This window comes from Xanthomonas sp. NCPPB 3005 (assembly GCF_041228095.2).
Taxonomy (GTDB): Bacteria; Pseudomonadota; Gammaproteobacteria; order Xanthomonadales; family Xanthomonadaceae; genus Xanthomonas_A; species Xanthomonas_A bonasiae.
Genome location: NZ_CP166096.2, coordinates 61964 through 76197, shown reverse-complemented (window position 1 = coordinate 76197; position 14234 = coordinate 61964). Strand labels below are relative to the sequence as shown.

At 57.0% G+C, this 14234-nt stretch carries 21 protein-coding genes and 1 pseudogene; 8 read left to right on the top strand and 14 right to left on the bottom strand.

Features of this window, described 5'->3' with window-relative positions:
* Positions 1–50: 50 nt before the first annotated feature.
* On the bottom strand, positions 51–563 hold the full coding sequence (locus AB8810_RS00365) for a hypothetical protein (RefSeq protein ID WP_369915180.1): 513 nt from the start codon (positions 561–563) through the stop codon (positions 51–53).
* Positions 564–973: 410 nt separating this feature from the next.
* Between AB8810_RS00365 and AB8810_RS00360 the strand changes: the two genes are divergently transcribed.
* Positions 974–1657 (top strand): hypothetical protein, encoded by a 684-nt coding sequence (locus AB8810_RS00360; protein ID WP_369915179.1) that lies wholly within the window; start codon positions 974–976, stop codon positions 1655–1657.
* Positions 1658–1741: 84 nt separating this feature from the next.
* On the opposite strand, the gene AB8810_RS00355 is transcribed toward AB8810_RS00360, so the two are convergent.
* Positions 1742–2194, bottom strand: a complete 453-nt coding sequence (locus AB8810_RS00355) for a hypothetical protein (protein ID WP_369915178.1) — start codon at positions 2192–2194, stop codon at positions 1742–1744.
* Between the two features lie 666 nt (positions 2195–2860).
* Positions 2861–3106: a hypothetical protein gene (locus tag AB8810_RS00350; protein ID WP_179570352.1), complete on the bottom strand. Its 246-nt coding sequence runs from the start codon at positions 3104–3106 to the stop codon at positions 2861–2863.
* An 89-nt stretch (positions 3107–3195) separates the two neighbouring features.
* Here AB8810_RS00350 and AB8810_RS00345 point away from each other — a divergent pair, with 89 nt between their 5' ends.
* Together AB8810_RS00345 and AB8810_RS00340 are read left to right on the top strand one after the other, a co-directional pair.
* Positions 3196–3549, top strand: a complete 354-nt coding sequence (locus AB8810_RS00345) for a hypothetical protein (RefSeq protein WP_372530407.1) — start codon at positions 3196–3198, stop codon at positions 3547–3549.
* A gap of 30 nt (positions 3550–3579) precedes the next feature.
* Positions 3580–3693 carry a Dabb family protein gene (locus AB8810_RS00340; protein ID WP_369915176.1) on the top strand — a complete coding sequence of 38 codons (114 nt, stop codon included), beginning with the start codon at positions 3580–3582 and terminating at the stop codon, positions 3691–3693.
* A 531-nt stretch (positions 3694–4224) separates the two neighbouring features.
* Here the strand turns inward: AB8810_RS00340 and AB8810_RS00335 are convergent.
* The 4 genes from AB8810_RS00335 to AB8810_RS00320 form a co-directional block, all read right to left on the bottom strand.
* The gene (locus AB8810_RS00335) at positions 4225–4752 is read right to left on the bottom strand and encodes a pentapeptide repeat-containing protein (RefSeq protein WP_369915175.1); all 528 of its coding nucleotides are present in this window, start codon (positions 4750–4752) and stop codon (positions 4225–4227) included.
* A 250-nt stretch (positions 4753–5002) separates the two neighbouring features.
* Positions 5003–5401, bottom strand: coding sequence for a DUF4431 domain-containing protein (locus AB8810_RS00330; protein ID WP_206231080.1), 399 nt, complete (start codon positions 5399–5401; stop codon positions 5003–5005).
* 715 nt (positions 5402–6116) lie between these two features.
* On the bottom strand, positions 6117–6509 hold the full coding sequence (locus tag AB8810_RS00325) for a hypothetical protein (protein ID WP_369915174.1): 393 nt from the start codon (positions 6507–6509) through the stop codon (positions 6117–6119).
* A gap of 127 nt (positions 6510–6636) precedes the next feature.
* Positions 6637–6753, bottom strand: coding sequence for a SymE family type I addiction module toxin (locus AB8810_RS00320; protein ID WP_369915173.1), 117 nt, complete (start codon positions 6751–6753; stop codon positions 6637–6639).
* Positions 6754–6896: 143 nt separating this feature from the next.
* Here AB8810_RS00320 and AB8810_RS00315 point away from each other — a divergent pair, with 143 nt between their 5' ends.
* Complete coding sequence (locus tag AB8810_RS00315; RefSeq protein WP_369915172.1) at positions 6897–7325, top strand: Dabb family protein; 429 nt, start codon at positions 6897–6899, stop codon at positions 7323–7325.
* Between the two features lie 152 nt (positions 7326–7477).
* A complete protein-coding gene (locus AB8810_RS00310) occupies positions 7478–7861 on the top strand; it encodes a hypothetical protein (RefSeq protein ID WP_369915171.1) in 384 nt (127 codons plus the stop codon).
* Between the two features lie 181 nt (positions 7862–8042).
* Here the strand turns inward: AB8810_RS00310 and AB8810_RS00305 are convergent, their stop codons facing one another.
* Positions 8043–8393 carry a SymE family type I addiction module toxin gene (locus tag AB8810_RS00305; RefSeq protein WP_372530406.1) on the bottom strand — a complete coding sequence of 117 codons (351 nt, stop codon included), beginning with the start codon at positions 8391–8393 and terminating at the stop codon, positions 8043–8045.
* A gap of 322 nt (positions 8394–8715) precedes the next feature.
* Here AB8810_RS00305 and AB8810_RS00300 point away from each other — a divergent pair.
* The 3 genes and pseudogenes from AB8810_RS00300 to AB8810_RS00290 all read left to right on the top strand — a co-directional run.
* Positions 8716–9278, top strand: a pseudogene (locus AB8810_RS00300) (transposase); the annotation flags it as partial.
* A gap of 116 nt (positions 9279–9394) precedes the next feature.
* Positions 9395–10396, top strand: a complete 1002-nt coding sequence (locus AB8810_RS00295; RefSeq protein ID WP_369915169.1) for a hypothetical protein — start codon at positions 9395–9397, stop codon at positions 10394–10396.
* 8 nt (positions 10397–10404) lie between these two features.
* The gene (locus AB8810_RS00290; protein ID WP_369915168.1) at positions 10405–10968 is read left to right on the top strand and encodes a hypothetical protein; all 564 of its coding nucleotides are present in this window, start codon (positions 10405–10407) and stop codon (positions 10966–10968) included.
* 73 nt (positions 10969–11041) lie between these two features.
* Here AB8810_RS00290 and AB8810_RS00285 read toward each other — a convergent pair whose 3' ends face one another.
* The 6 genes from AB8810_RS00285 to AB8810_RS00260 form a co-directional block, all read right to left on the bottom strand.
* Complete coding sequence (locus tag AB8810_RS00285) at positions 11042–11302, bottom strand: hypothetical protein (RefSeq protein ID WP_369915167.1); 261 nt, start codon at positions 11300–11302, stop codon at positions 11042–11044.
* 11 nt (positions 11303–11313) lie between these two features.
* Positions 11314–11499: a YodC family protein gene (locus AB8810_RS00280; RefSeq protein ID WP_369915166.1), complete on the bottom strand. Its 186-nt coding sequence runs from the start codon at positions 11497–11499 to the stop codon at positions 11314–11316.
* 160 nt (positions 11500–11659) lie between these two features.
* Complete coding sequence (locus AB8810_RS00275; RefSeq protein ID WP_369915165.1) at positions 11660–12193, bottom strand: hypothetical protein; 534 nt, start codon at positions 12191–12193, stop codon at positions 11660–11662.
* Between the two features lie 265 nt (positions 12194–12458).
* Positions 12459–12914, bottom strand: a complete 456-nt coding sequence (locus AB8810_RS00270; protein WP_369915164.1) for a hypothetical protein — start codon at positions 12912–12914, stop codon at positions 12459–12461.
* Between the two features lie 63 nt (positions 12915–12977).
* Complete coding sequence (locus AB8810_RS00265) at positions 12978–13337, bottom strand: DUF4160 domain-containing protein (protein WP_369915163.1); 360 nt, start codon at positions 13335–13337, stop codon at positions 12978–12980.
* A gap of 65 nt (positions 13338–13402) precedes the next feature.
* Positions 13403–14077 carry a hypothetical protein gene (locus AB8810_RS00260; protein WP_369915162.1) on the bottom strand — a complete coding sequence of 225 codons (675 nt, stop codon included), beginning with the start codon at positions 14075–14077 and terminating at the stop codon, positions 13403–13405.
* Between the last annotated feature and the right edge of the window lie 157 nt (positions 14078–14234).

The following is a 14234-nucleotide window of genomic DNA, read 5'->3' as shown; positions in this document are numbered from 1 at the left end:
TGCGATGCGTGAGATCGACCGAGCCGCAAGCGGCCTAGGTCGGCATGGCGTCAGGCAACATCCAGCGCTGCCTGCAGCCGCGAAAGCTTGTGAAGGTATTCGTCCGTGTGCGCCCAATCGGGCTGAAGCCTTGCCCAGACCGCTTGGCGCTTGAGCGCGCGTGCCGCGTAAGGCTTGGCCGAGGCATCGATCGTGCCCTCATCGGCGAGCTGGCCGAATGCCGTCGCCAGCACGGAGACGTCCGTGGTGAAGATGTACTGCTGATCGTCGAAATCGGGATCTTCGATCTGCTCGCGCACCGTGGACTCGTTGAAGATGGCGTCGGAATACTCGGACACCTCCATCTCTCCAACCGACTCGATCGTCCAGACGATGCAGTCCTCGAGCGGTTCACCTGGATGGTGCTTGCGCCATTCGCGGTACTCGTGAAGGGCGGTGTCTCCTTCGTCGGATCCGAACGGGGCAAGCTCGTCCGTGCAATCCCAGAAGAATTCATCCGGAATGATCTGGAGCGCGCGGGGATGGCCGTGTTCCTTGTCGATACCGCCGAGATCTTCTTCCATGATGTTCCCTCCTGCCTGTGCGGACTGAATGGGCGGGATTGTATGGGCTTCGGTTGCCGAACGGGAGCAGGCGCTCAGACCTTTCGACAGGCTTGCGAGCCTCTCGCCTGACGACACCGAGGTCGGCGTACCGCTGGAACGTCTGAGCGCGTCCGGGCCGCCGCTGACATCAGGTTGTCCCCATCCTTGCCGAAGCAGGCGCTAGGGAGCGGGCGCGCTGCAATCGGTGCTCGTTCGCGGATAGCCACGCATTCGACCGCGAGGTGGTGCGCGGGCGCCTGCGTGTCCGCCCCGCGCTTCCCGAATAGCGGTGAAGCCGCAAATGGATGACGCCGGATCGCCTCGGGTCGCTTGACGCCAACTCGCTGCCATTGGCCCACACTATTGCCCCCACCCCTGGAGTGATCGAGATGCAGAAAGCTTGGCTGTTCGCCCTGTTGGCGATACCGGCGATGGCGCATGCCGCGCCGGACGATGCCGATGCGGCCACCTGCCGCAATGGCCTGTTCACCAACAGCCCTGCTGGGTTCGCGCTCGCCAAGGTCGCGGTACCGCGGTTATATCTGCTCGACGACAGCGACGGTTGCCCCAGCAAAGGCGAGGCCGCCTGCCGGCAGCGCGCCTACGTGGTCAAGGGCGATGTGGTGGTGCTGGCGCAGCGGCGCGGCGGGTTTGCCTGCGCGTTCTATTCCAACAAGGTCGGCGGCAGTGCCGGCTGGGTCGCGCAGGCCAGCGTGCAGCCGGTGCCGAGCGCGGCCCAGCCGACGCCGCAGGCCTGGAACGGCCGCTGGCACGATGGCGACAACGACCTGCAATTGACCGCCAATGGCGACGGTAGCGTCACCGTCAATGGCGATGCCTATTGGCCCAGCGCCAACCCGGATCCGGAGCAGGTGCCGGGCGGCCCGCACACTGGCGCCGTCACCGCGCGCGGCTACCCGGAAGGCAACCGGGTCGAGGTCAGCGAGGACGAGTGCAAGGTCCGCCTGCAGCTGCTCGGCGACCTGCTGGTGGTCGCGGACAACCTGCAGTGCGGCGGCGCGAATGTCAGCTTTGGTGGGGTGTATCGGCGGGAGGCGGCGGCGCGACGCTGAGGCCTGGCATTGGACGTGATCTCCGCAGTGTCGGCACAGCTGCTGGGCGACCATGCGCCGCGGCGGTGGATAGCTCGCTGCGTCCTATGGCGCTTCGCGCTCAAGCAGCGCCACCGTGGTCACGCAGATAGAGCCGGACCATTGCGAAAGGTGTCCTTTGGTGGCTTCCGAGAAGCTTCCTGTGACGCCGATGTGCTGCCCATTGCCGTCCGAAAAGGGAGAGATGCCGTTTATCCAGATGCCCTCAGCGGATGTCCGGGCAAATGGATCTCTACCGGGAGACGCGTAGAGGGCGGAGTGCTCGAAACCGTGGTTGTAGTAACCGGTGACCGAGACGCTATGGCCCTCGTAGGTCCGGGCGTTCGCCACCAGCTCTTGGAGGCGAACAATCTGGGTGGGACCGATGCCCTGGGGACAATCGGATCCTGACAACCGGATGGCGCGGTCCTGGTCCTGCGCGTCATTGTCTTGTGCAAGCCCGGCGCCATGGCAACCCGACGCAATCGCGACGAAGCACATCAGGATGATTGTCTTCATGCGACCGAGGGCGATACGCCCGCAACGCGGAGACTTCTGTAGGCGGCGCCAGTGCACTCCGAACCCATCTGCTACCTGCTTAGCGTCCTGTAGGCGAAATCAGCCAATGGTTGCAGTGCATGCAGAAATCCACAGGCATGGGAACCACGCGTAACGTTGAACCGTTGGGGACCTCTCCACACTTCGGGCACCTGCGGAGACTGTGAACGAACAGCGATGTGCTCAGGATGGCGATTCCCAGTACCGGGAGGGCGAAAGGCAGGTACCTACCCGCTTGGATACCCGGAAGTACCAATGGAAATGCAACTGCCAACACCAAGATCGCGAGCAGTGATCTCGCGATCTGCCATCGACGCTTGTGCGCAGGAGCTGATGCTGCCCATGCCGCCAAGATCTCACTATCAACTACTGGTCTTGTAACCATAGAAGGCCTGATAGCTATTGGACCACCCAACGCCGCGTAGAACGATCCTCGCCGAGTCGTTGACTGCCGTCAATCGGCCCATGTGGGATCCGCCCGGTGGCGCGGCGTAGCTGCGTTTGCTTCAAAGCACCACGCTTTGCGCGACGAGGCCCGCGAACACCCACACATCGCCCTTGCCATACGTCTCGGGCGCTTCGGTTCCACCCACCGTCGGGTACGGTTGTGGCGCTTCCGGCCGCCGTTCAGTAGCACTTCGCCGTTCCGTCCAGGAAGAACTGCACGTCATGCGCCTGGCACCAGGCCTCCAGCTCGGCCTTGAACACCGGCCATAGCGCTTGCGCCCACGCAGGCGCGCTCTGCGCCCAGGCGTGCTCAGTGGGCGCGAACACGGTCGGCACACCCATCGTGAAGTCCAGCACGAACGCGCCGCCCGGGCCGGTGCAGACCAGTTCTTCTTTCCAGCGCGGTTGGAATTGGAAGGTGCTCATGGACGATTGATTGGAGCGATCCTCGACAAGTGACTGTGGGCCTTCAAGGATAAACGCGGAAAAGCGGGGTCAAGCTGACTTCCTCTCAAGTGAACCTGACCACGTTCTTGTCGTCCTATACTCGCAGGCCCGCAGACTATGAACTGAAGGGCCTGGTCATGACCGATCGCACACGCCGAGATCTCATCGTTGCTGCCACCGCGTTGGCTGCCGGCGTGGTGGCCACCGGCTCCCACGCAGCCACGTCCACGCACCCCGGCAAGGCAGCGTTCCCGCCGGTCGTGCACCATGTGTTCTTCTGGCTGAAGCATCCGGATTCCAAAGACGATCTGGCCAAGCTGCTCGCCGGTTTGCGAACGTTGGCCGGCATCGACACCGTGCGCGGCATCCACATCGGCGTGCCGGCAGAGACCGAGCAACGTGGCGTTGTCGATGGCAGCTAAAGCGCCTCGGAACTCCTGTTCTTCGACGATGTGGCCGGACAGAACGCCTATCAGGTCCATCCCATTCACAAGCAGTTTGTCGCCGATTGCGAGCACCTGTGGCAGCGCGTGGTCGTGTATGACGTCAAGGCCGCCGCGCTGTAGCTCGTTTGCAATTAGAAGCGCACTCTGACTCCATCCCTTGTTCATGTGATCGATGGCAATGCACCCACACTGCGTGGGTGCCCGCAGGCAGCACAGAGCGACGCTTGTGGCGTGCGCAATGGTTTGCCGCAAGCGCAGCACGGCGGTCCATAGAGGGCGATGCGGTGGCGCCGAATGACATCTGGATTTGTCTCCGAGTGGCCTGTGATCTCTTTGTATAGCTGGAGTGCCTGCAACCCATGTGGCATGCGTAACGCCTCTTGAAGGGTTGCGCCGGCTTTACGATGGTTCTGGATGTCGACGATCGACTGTGTGAGCGCAGGTCCCATCACCTCCCACTCTTGCTCATCGAGCATCGCGACTACTTTGTCACACCGCCAGCAATAGAGATCTTGGGCCATGGCACCTGTTACCTGAGTTGGACGAGTTCGCCAAACACGTTGGAAGAACTGGGGTCAGGAAAAACCGGGGTCAGAGTGCACTTTCAAGAATTTCGCTCAGGGAAAGATGCACTCCGACCCCATATTCATTTTAACCACCGCCCGGCTCGTCCCCGTCCGTGTCTGCCAAGGCGATTTCCGCTCGCTGCTGATCCGACAGCGGCAGAATTTTGCCTTGCGCGAGAGTGAGGACAGTGCCGGCCATCAGCGCATCCGTAAAGATGCAATTCTCAAACGAGGAGCGGCGAAGATCCGACCCGCTCAGGTCGGCAGATTGAAACGACGTGTCGGTAAAGATGGATGCACGCAGATCACTCAGCGTCAGCCGTGCTGATGAAAAATCTACCTGGATGAACTCGTTCCAGCAAAGGTTAGACTCTGAAAGATCGGTGTTCTGAAAGGAGACGTTGTTGATCTCGGAACGACCGAAGAACGTACGCGGCAAGGTCAGATTGCTGAGGTCTTCCCCGTCTATCGCCGTTCGAAAGAAGTTGACGCCCAATGGCTCCTCGTCATCGTATTGCGGGAGATGGTCGGGAACGGGCGGAACATCGCCAGGTTCCAAGTAGCTCGGCTGCAGGCGTAGGCAAGATGCTTCATAGCTTTGTCTAGTGCCCATGGATCCTCAGTGTCGGCTGACAAGACGCAAATCGCTCTGGATAGTATCCAGACGAATCGATTGCGGGAAGCGTACCGAGTCAGTCTTCGGTACGGCAGCCGCCAGGCTCACCACTTGTTCGCCGTCGCGCACAGGCATCTACAGCGTTCGGCCGACGACAACGCCCAGTTCTTCCGAAGCCGAAGTCAGATTGTCTTTTTTGTGAAGCTGAATCCGTTACCAGCAAACAAGCGTCGGTTTGGACGGATCGTTAGCCCGTCTTCCCACGTACCGGCGTCAACATGAGCGGCGTGTGGTGGTGTCCGGTTTCGGCCGGCCACAGTTCGCCCGGCAGGGTGATGCGCTTGCCGAGCTGAGGCCGGAATAGAGCGTATTGCCCAGGCTCCAAGAACAGTTGCAGGCGGCTGGCCGAGATGACGCCTTGCTCGGAATCGTGCACACAGACCGGCGCCGGCAGTCGCAGGACGAAATAGGTCTCGGCCTCGTCGCCGTCCTGGACGCTCTCGTAGTTGGGCGGGCCTGGGAAGGTGACGCGCTCGAGTACCCCAGTGAGCCCAACCACCGCCGGCTGACCGGGCAGGCACTGGGCGTTCGCAGCACTAGATGCCGCGGTGAGCAAGCTCAGCAAAAAGACGATATGTCGGAGCATGGGCGCTAACCGCTATTGGACCGCTTAAACACGGCATGCGATCCTCGCCGAGTCGTTGACTACCGTCAATCGACCCAAGAACTCGAAGGTTCCTAGCCTTTGCCAGCCAGGGGTGTAAGAACCGGGTCCGAGTCCAACCTTAAGGTGTTGCGTACAGAGAAGTGCGCTCTGACGCCATTTCCTCAAGTCCCACCGCATTCAACACGATTCGCCGCGAGTCACCAACAGATCTACGCTCATGTCAAGTGACGCATCCTCGCTAGGCAGTGCGACCGGGCTGTTGATGCCGGCTGCTATGACTGATTTGATCTGGCAAGCGGGAATTCCCTGCTCCAGAAGATAGTCATATACGAGTTGAGCGCGACGCCCAGACAACGCCATGCAAGCTGCAGGGCTACACTCGATCTTGTTTGCTCTGCCCATCAAGTCGTAAGGAACAGTTGGATACTTCTTCAAGATCGAGACGTTGACGCGTAAGTTCTCGATCTGACTTCTAGCCGAGTTATCCAATGATTGCTCAAGGCTCTCCCCTACAAGCGGATGCCCTTGCTTGAAGTCGATCGTTCGCCAATCAAGCGACGTCGACTGAACAGGACTTGCCGCTAGCGCCGCGGCGAAGACCGTCAGGATCCTAATTGAAGTAGGACGGATACTTGGCATTACACTTCACCTTGATTGATCCGACGCACGAAGCGGCTTGTGCCTGACCGAACTGTTAGGCCTTTGCCAATCGATAGGAAGACACGAGGCTGATCAGACCGGCAAACAAGGCGATGACAAGCCCGGCGAGAACAAAGCGTGGGCGCCATTGCAGGTAAGCGACAACTGCCAGCAATGAGGATATAGCGAAGAGATAGCTGGCCTTCCTGGGGGTACGTAGAAGACGAAACCCGCCAAGAACCACGGTGACATTGGCCAATAGCCAGGGCAGGAATTCGATTGCACTGATTTCGCCATTGCGGAACTTCTCAAGGGCGGTCGGCGCATACAGCGCCGCCAGCAACGCTTGAATGCATACGAAAGGAAGCATCGCTATCCGCCAGCGCCGATCTGCCGGGGTAGCGACAGGGAGAGTTGCTGGAGCTTGGTAGGGATTCTCTTCGGTCATTGAAGCCACAAGGGGTCTACGCCTGAGGAGGAGTCTAACGCTTGGGCGAGCCGCACTGCGAAGCGCTCTCAGCGTACGCCACGGCCACCGGCGCGGCGAGCAGAGCGGTGGCCCAGTAAGTGCCGAGTCAGTCCTCGGTGGCCAGGCTCACTACCAGCTCGCCGTCGCGCACGCGCAACTTCTTGCCGATGGCGAAGCCCAGCTCCTCCAGCCAGCGGCCGGACAGGTACACGGCGGCCCGCATGCGGGCCGGGCGTGACTGCTAGTGCCGCCCGACTACGGCACATAGACCAGGTGAACCCCCAACCGAGAAGCATAGGCCGATCGGTGACGACATTACCGTCCTATACTCGCAGGCCCGCAGACTATGAACTGAAGGGCCTGATCATGACCGATCGCACGCGCCGAGATCTCATCGTTGCCGCCACCGCCCTGGCGGCCGGCGTGGTTGCCGCCGGCTCCCGCGCGGCCACGGCCACGTCCGCCAACAAGGCAGCGTTCCCGCCGGTCGTGCACCACGTGTTCTTCTGGCTGAAGCGTCCGGATTCCAAAGAGGATCTGACCAAGCTGCTCGCTGGTTTGCGAACGTTGGCCGACATCGACACCGTGCGCGGCATCCACATCGGCGTGCCGGCGGAGACCGAGCAGCGCGGCGTCGTCGATGGCAGCTACAGCGCCTCGGAACTCCTGTTCTTCGACGATGTCGCCGGACAGAACGCCTATCAGGTCCATCCCATTCACAAGCAGTTCGTCGCCGATTGCGAGCACCTGTGGCAGCGCGTGGTCGTGTATGACGTCAAGGCCGCCGCGCCGTAACGCATTTGCAGCTAGAAGTGCACGCTGACCCCATCCTTTGGAAGTGTGCTCAGATTGACTTCTTAAGTGAACTTGACCCTGAGGTTCTGCAAAATCCTATAAGGAAGCCTATGAAAGCCTCGACAATTGCCTTAGTCGTGGTAGCAAGTGCCGTGAGCGCGATCGTCGGCGGCGTGGTGGGCGGTAGTTATGCGCTTTTCCGTAGCGAAGCGTCTGCCGCCGCATGGCACTGGTTGGACGCATCGGCCATGCTCGCCAATGCCAACGGATCGCCGAAGAACGCGGAGCAGCAGCGGGATTCGCTCAACGCGAACTTCGTGGCGCAAACCCGCGTGCTGGCAAGCACCCTGGGTGAGGTGAAAGACGATGCTCTGCACGCCCGCGTAATCGAGCGGGCCAAGTCGCTCTCTGCCCATCCCGACGCGATTGCCGAAACATCGCTGACCCTGGAGCAACGGAAAGAAGCGTTGACGGCGCTCTCCTGCCTTGCCGGCGCCGCCGATGGGGAGTCCCTGCAACGGTGTGCAAAGGGCTGACTCGATTGCAAGCAAAGAAGGAGCGCAGAATCGCTCCTTCTTTGCTTAGCTACATCACGAAACACAGGTAGCGTCTGCGCTTTCAGGAAGGCTGGCTGCGCCTATCGATCACCTCGCCATGGCCACGATTGTCAGCATTAGCTTGCCGCATACGGATTACATCCGATGCACGGCAGTCGGCTCAGTCCTTGGTGACCAGACTCACCACGAGTTCGCCGTCGCGTACGCGCACGTGCAGCTTCTTGCCGATGGCGAAGCCCAGTTCCTCCATCCAGCGGCCGGCCAGGCGCAGCGCGGGCATGCGCTTGCCGTTGGCGGCATGGCCGCAGCCGACGGTGCAGTGCTGCGGCGGGCGCGTGCGGCGCGGGGCGCGTTGCTGGCGGGCGAGATCGGCGGCGTCGGCCGCGGCGATCTGTTCGGGCGTCAGCATGGGGATGAGCTCGGAATCGACGATGGTCCAGTTCGGGCAGCAGGTGGCCTTGCGCGTGGCACGCTTGCGCGCAGGGGCGGGACGGGATGAAGGTGAATGCATGGCGAAGCCCTCCTTGACGGCCAGAAACCCACCGCCGACCGGCGACGGGATGTCGGGAGGTTAGAAACCGCTAGTAGACGGCGGGCGTATTTCCCCGAAGGGTGTTGTATTAGCCGCCCTCCCGACGCAGGCTACGCGTCGTCTTGCACCTGAGGATCAGGCACAAAAAACCCACCGGTTTGTCGGAGGTGGGTACCGCTACTAGAGGAGTTTCTACGCTCCTTGGCTGAAAGAGTGCTACTTGTTCCCTGTCATGTCAACCCCAGAAAAGGCGGCGTATTAGCTAGCATCTAACTCAACCTGATCCCGCTATCTGGCTTAATTACCTCCGTCCCCTTTGTTCAATCGCAGTCGGCCGCTGGTCTGCTGCCTGGCGGTCTATCGCAAGCGCGCCAAGGGCCGCAAGCACATCACCCGGCACGGAACCGTGGCACACAGCAAGCTCAGCCGGCAATGTGCAGCGCGGGAACGCGAACCGTGGTTGATCGTGGCCTCGCCCGGTCTGGTGCACATGAGCGCACGACAACTGGTCACGCTGTATGGGCGCAGGATGCAGATCGAATCCTCCTTCCGCGATCTGAAGTCGCATCGCTACGGTCATGGCTTCGAGGGCAGCTTGACCCGCAAGCACCATCGGCTGGATATCCTGCTGCTGGTCGATGCCCTGGCTGGCTTCGTCCAGTGGCTGGCCGGTATGGGTTGCGAGGCCACCGGGATCGATCAATGGCTGTATCCGGCCAAACGGCGGCGCAAGCTGTACTCGACCCTGCGTGTGGGGAGGGAAGCACTGACCCGAGGTTGGCCATGGAGCCGATCTGGAAATGGCTGCAGCGACTGCGAGAACTTCCGAAACACGTCCTCGCCCAGATGGACGCTCCTTCATGAAAAACGTGGGGATACCTCAGACTCTGACACCTGTTTTCCGCCCCCTGTATCCCCTGTCAATGACTCCAGTCTCAGCCTGTGCGATCATCCCCCTTAAGCTAGGGGAGGAGGTTTCAATGAGTAAGGACGAGCGAGATATTTTTCACTATGACGCTGTGGTTCGCACTTGGAATCGCAAGTACAACGGTCTTCCGGTGTTCCCACATTTCGAGATTGCACGCGCAATCGCACTTTGGGACGCGGCTGGGAAAGCGGAAATTGTGCGAAAGAATTTGACGGCCACATATGTCACTGAAATAAAACTCTACAATGACCGCTGTGAGATGCTCATTGGGTTCTCAGATACGAATGCAGCGGACCCCACCTTCAATGACCATCCTGCAAAAAAACGGCGAGTGGTTGCGAAGGTAGGGAATGAGGGGCTTGAGCACTCTGCCCATGTTGTTTGGCACTACAAGAGCAAGACGAACGGCGCGGCATGTGAATTTTATTTAGAAGGAGCAGTAGGCCTCAGCTCTGCCGCCATAGTAAAATTTTTGAATAATTTAGTTCGCAATTTCTGCAAGGCCAATAAGAATCACTTCAGCCTACCAGACCCTAGCGGAGCGATGAACGCAGATGGAACCCATAAGGCAATTAGCGTGCGTCCGGTGTTTGAGCTGCGCGGACATCCTTCATCCGAGTTCATAAGTGACCTGAAATCTGGCGAGATCGGTGAGCTTGAGTTGATAACAGAGTCCAAGAACACCGAAGTCTGGGACTCCCATGGCTACGCGGTCGAGGAGCATAGAGGGGTGCTATTAAAGCCCAGTACGCAAAAGCATGTGCCAGCAGCGAAAGCATTCATTGACGGTGTATTGAGCGCAGCAGTGAAGAAAGACTACGAAAAATCGCGCGTTGTCTTCAAGACTTCGGGCAATCTGCGTAAAGATGTGAAATTTTATACGAGCAATTATCAGCTCGTCAATGATTTGAAATACGTCAAAAAGAGCAAGATAAAAAATCCAATAGGAAACTTTGCAAGCGCCTTCAATGCAATTGATATTTTCATCGTGGGCGAAGTCAGAAAAATGGCCTCTCCTGGCGTAAAACTTAGCAACGCCATACTTACTCCATGAATATAGGCATGCTCAACGTCCTTTCTTCTCCCCTGTCGTATCTTCGCATACGGCATGAGGAGAAGCGCTGGGCGGATTGGGTGCTCCCGGTTATATGCTCATTTTTGTCAACAATAGTGCTGCTACGATACGGAGCCGTGGGTGTTGTTGCGGGAAAGGACGGGCTGCTAGCAAAAATTCTAGTTGTCAGCTCAGTTCTTCCTGGCTTTTATATCGGCGCTTTGGCCGCGTTAGCAACATTTACGCGGCCTGGGATTGATGATGTTATGAACGCTCCTGCCCCCATGCTCAACCAGATTATAGGCGGGAAAAGCAACTGCGTGCCGCTTACTCGGAGAAGATTTCTGACCTATCTTTTCTCTTTTCTTTGCTTTGAAAGCATTGCGCTAATGGTCATCTGCATGTTCGTTTCTCTTATTGGGGTCAATTTGACAAAAATAATTGATCCGATTCCTTATTTGATCTTGCGATTCATTTTCTCATTTACAGTTTTACTGATGTTCTGGCAGATGCTTTGGGTTACCCTTTTGGGGCTTTACTACATCGGCGATCGCCTTTTTCGCCCCTACTAAGGGTAAGATAGCTTGCATGATCTCATGTCGCGCCGCGAAGCGACATCGGCTTGAATGAATTAAAGGCTTTGCCCTAGCCACGAGCTTCTCTGCCAGGCTCGTCCTCTGGAACCCTGCGACGCCAATAGAAGTCTGGCTTGACCCAGACAACATCGTTCTCTGTAGCCTTGCGAAAGCCTTTTAGAATCGCTCTCCCAAGAACTAGGTTTCCATCCGCGTTCTCTCTCAAGAGATCTTCTTTCTTGCTCGTTACTAAGTAATCGACAACATCGTCTTGGTAAAGGCAGCCTTCTTTGTCGATTCTCTCAAGCATCCAGTCGATGTGAGATTGCATTGCTAACGCTCCTACGCCGGCACGAGCTCCAATGATTCCTCTTGAAAGTTGCCGCTCTCAAGCTTCTTGCCTGCGAACCATTGGCAGCGGTAGTGATCTTTGTACTGATTGCCCGCCACGGGTACGTCCTGAACTGTCATATCCGGACCACCGGATCGGAGCTTAACTATCTCGCCAACGCTGTATTTATTGGACATCTCAAAGCCCTCATCTAAGTGTGTTGCAAAGCCTAACTACTAAAAATCGGGGTCAGAGTGCACTTCTAGGGTTCCGGATATGGACAAAATTGCGCTCTGACCCCCGTTTTTCAACACCGGAGTTAAGCCTGCCGCGAAGCAGCGCCGTCTTGATGTGTGACTAAAATCTTAGCTTCTTACGCACCCAAGACCAGCCTTTGTTGAGGTCAATACCAAAACCCATAAAGTTTGGCTTTAATTCAATCGGATTCGAATCAGCCATCTGCTGGGCGGATACGTGTTGATTTATCTGCATCTTTCGCTTCACCGCTTCGGACAAGGTAAGTTCAAAACGCAAATGTTCTTGTGCCGAATTGAGTAGCTCCTGCTCCCAGTCCCACTGAATATTGTTCGGGAGAACATGCACATAGTCGCGATGTGACTCTAGGTGAGGGTAGAAATTGCGCTTCCAAGCATTTCCGATGATTAGGTTTGATTCCATAGCCTTGCGTATTACAGGACAGATGGATTCATTCTCTTGGACATAGAGGAAAAAATTACCCTCTGGATAGTTGAACATAATGCTCAGCAGCCTTTCCAGGTCCTGTTGGTCAACTATATCCCGGTTCTCCAGCACCCATATCCTTGATTTTTTTACCTCGTCGAAAAGGTGGCTGGGAAACATGAATTGGCGCTCTTTGTTCTCATCGCTCATGTGTACTCACACACGCTCTAAAAGATAACTGGATCAGAGTACCCTTTCAAAGGGTACCGCGCACGAGAAAAGTGCAGTCTGACCCCATTTTGCTCATAGAAAATACACTCTGACCCCATTTTAGAGTGCAGTTTTTAGATTGCCGATCACGAAGAAATTTCACTCTGACCCCATTACTCCACTGACCCCATTACTCCAATCTTCCTTAGTGGCCTAACGCCTGAATTAGGCCGCGCCGCGAAGCGGCTTCGGCTTGAATGAATTGTTAGGCCGCGCCCTGCTTGGAGCGCCAGTTAGCGACCTTCTTGCTGGTGAACGCATACTGCCCAGGATGGGGAGAACCAGTACATAGGACGTAGTTCTCCAGTGCACGTGTCAACATGGCTGCTGCCTCACGCTCGAAATCCAAGTGCAGGTCGGCACCAGAGCAAAGATGCTTGAGTTCATTTCTTGCGCGATTGCGAAGTTGGGCGAAGTCACTCTCTTTTGCCTTATGGCCCCAAACCTCCTTGAATGTCTCGCACAGCTCACGCAAGGTCCGCTTTAGCGCTGGCTCAAACCCCTTGCTCTCAGCGATCTTGCCAAGGACCTCCTCAGCTGCTCCCGCCAAGGTGATGACGGCAGGGTACTCCTGGCCTTGCATGTAGAAGCGTAGCGCCACTTCAAGTTGTGAGCGCGCAAGTTCTTGCTTGGGAAGTCTTTCGTATGCGGATAGCGCCATAGCGGCCTAACACCTGAGTTAAATCGCGCCGCGAAGCGGCGTCGGCTTGGACGAATTGTTAGCCTACTCACGGTACTTGCCCACAGGACAATCACTTGGTCTTGTGCGATCCCAAACGTCAATGAGCGCCTGCTTGTTCTTGGAGTGCCATGCCCGAATGTTGCGCTCCCAACGAACGAGCCCTCCATTGAGCTTGGAGCAGTCCTTGATAGAGAAATTAGCAGTGTCCCCGGCATAAACTACACGGAAGTGCGGTGGTGGATGCTCATTGGAGAAAATCTGTATCTTCAGACCTTTTAGGGTCGCTACTGTTTCTTCTGTCAGGTAGCGTCGACCTGCATCGTCGATGATTGGGCCATGCTGGAATTCTTCCGCCAGAGATGAAGCCAGATCATCTGCGTCTACTATCCATTCGGTATCCATACTCTTCCCAATTAGGCCTAACGCTTGAATTAAGCCGCGCTGCGAAGCGGCTTCGGCTTGAATTGTTAGCCATTCCCTAGCTGCCAGCGAGCGCGTATTTCCTCACATGCCGCTGAAATATCGTTCATATTTTTCTTATGTGATTTTGGCGCGCTCGTAGTAGTCTGCGTAGATACATCAACGACATAGCATTTCTTATGGTTGACTAATTTCGAACCCCGCTCTTCGATCAGAAATACTTTTAGAGTGCTAGCGACGTATTTTGAAGAGGTGTCGTTTAAGGGCGTGGTCTTTGGGAAATGAAGCTTGATAGCTCCTATGATGTCCCCGGTAATAGGGTCCTGCAGGTATGCGTCTGGTCTGACTGAAACTCTTACACCAGCAACGTGCATAGACCCCGCTGAAGTGTTATCCGCCGGTACCACCGTTAAATCTTCAAGTTCAATCTGGTCAGATGCTTCCAAGAAATTGTCGATAGCCTCGGCTGATGCGACACGATCTTGTCGTGCAAAATCACTGCCGCTTGTATCTTCCCTGAGCTTTTTTGCCACAGAAAGAAGTTTATCCTCGTCGGACATTCCTGAAGTGAGGAACTCAACTATCGCCTCGCGAGCGTCACTGTATCTTGTGGTGATAAAGGCTTTCGGATCTTTTTGATCTTGCACAATGCGCCGCCGCCGCGATGGAGTAGCTGCCAGATACTCGCCGAGCTTATTGAGGCTAATTTTTGGGTCGCTCATGCATATCTCCGTGAATAGCTAACGCCGGTATTAAGCCGCGCCGCGCAGTAGAGAAAGCTTTGCTCTAGCGCAGGCGCAAAGATAAAGCTGAGAGCTGGGGTCAGAGTGCCCTTTACAGTAAATAAAAGGTCACGGAGGAAATTAAATATAATTTAGG

Excerpts from the sequence above, each read along its gene's own strand:
- AB8810_RS00365 (WP_369915180.1), bottom strand. The coding sequence starts at position 563 with ATGGAAGAAGATCTCGGCGGTATCGACAAGGAACACGGCCATCCCCGC.
- AB8810_RS00360 (WP_369915179.1), top strand. The coding sequence starts at position 974 with ATGCAGAAAGCTTGGCTGTTCGCCCTGTTGGCGATACCGGCGATGGCG.
- AB8810_RS00355 (WP_369915178.1), bottom strand. The coding sequence starts at position 2,194 with ATGAAGACAATCATCCTGATGTGCTTCGTCGCGATTGCGTCGGGTTGC.
- AB8810_RS00350 (WP_179570352.1), bottom strand. The coding sequence starts at position 3,106 with ATGAGCACCTTCCAATTCCAACCGCGCTGGAAAGAAGAACTGGTCTGC.
- AB8810_RS00335 (WP_369915175.1), bottom strand. The coding sequence starts at position 4,752 with ATGGGCACTAGACAAAGCTATGAAGCATCTTGCCTACGCCTGCAGCCG.
- AB8810_RS00330 (WP_206231080.1), bottom strand. The coding sequence starts at position 5,401 with ATGCTCCGACATATCGTCTTTTTGCTGAGCTTGCTCACCGCGGCATCT.
- AB8810_RS00325 (WP_369915174.1), bottom strand. The coding sequence starts at position 6,509 with ATGACCGAAGAGAATCCCTACCAAGCTCCAGCAACTCTCCCTGTCGCT.
- AB8810_RS00320 (WP_369915173.1), bottom strand. The coding sequence starts at position 6,753 with ATGCGGGCCGCCGTGTACCTGTCCGGCCGCTGGCTGGAGGAGCTGGGC.
- AB8810_RS00315 (WP_369915172.1), top strand. The coding sequence starts at position 6,897 with ATGACCGATCGCACGCGCCGAGATCTCATCGTTGCCGCCACCGCCCTG.
- AB8810_RS00305 (WP_372530406.1), bottom strand. The coding sequence starts at position 8,393 with ATGCATTCACCTTCATCCCGTCCCGCCCCTGCGCGCAAGCGTGCCACG.
- AB8810_RS00295 (WP_369915169.1), top strand. The coding sequence starts at position 9,395 with ATGAGTAAGGACGAGCGAGATATTTTTCACTATGACGCTGTGGTTCGC.
- AB8810_RS00290 (WP_369915168.1), top strand. The coding sequence starts at position 10,405 with ATGCTCAACGTCCTTTCTTCTCCCCTGTCGTATCTTCGCATACGGCAT.
- AB8810_RS00285 (WP_369915167.1), bottom strand. The coding sequence starts at position 11,302 with ATGCAATCTCACATCGACTGGATGCTTGAGAGAATCGACAAAGAAGGC.
- AB8810_RS00280 (WP_369915166.1), bottom strand. The coding sequence starts at position 11,499 with ATGTCCAATAAATACAGCGTTGGCGAGATAGTTAAGCTCCGATCCGGT.
- AB8810_RS00275 (WP_369915165.1), bottom strand. The coding sequence starts at position 12,193 with ATGAGCGATGAGAACAAAGAGCGCCAATTCATGTTTCCCAGCCACCTT.
- AB8810_RS00270 (WP_369915164.1), bottom strand. The coding sequence starts at position 12,914 with ATGGCGCTATCCGCATACGAAAGACTTCCCAAGCAAGAACTTGCGCGC.
- AB8810_RS00265 (WP_369915163.1), bottom strand. The coding sequence starts at position 13,337 with ATGGATACCGAATGGATAGTAGACGCAGATGATCTGGCTTCATCTCTG.
- AB8810_RS00260 (WP_369915162.1), bottom strand. The coding sequence starts at position 14,077 with ATGAGCGACCCAAAAATTAGCCTCAATAAGCTCGGCGAGTATCTGGCA.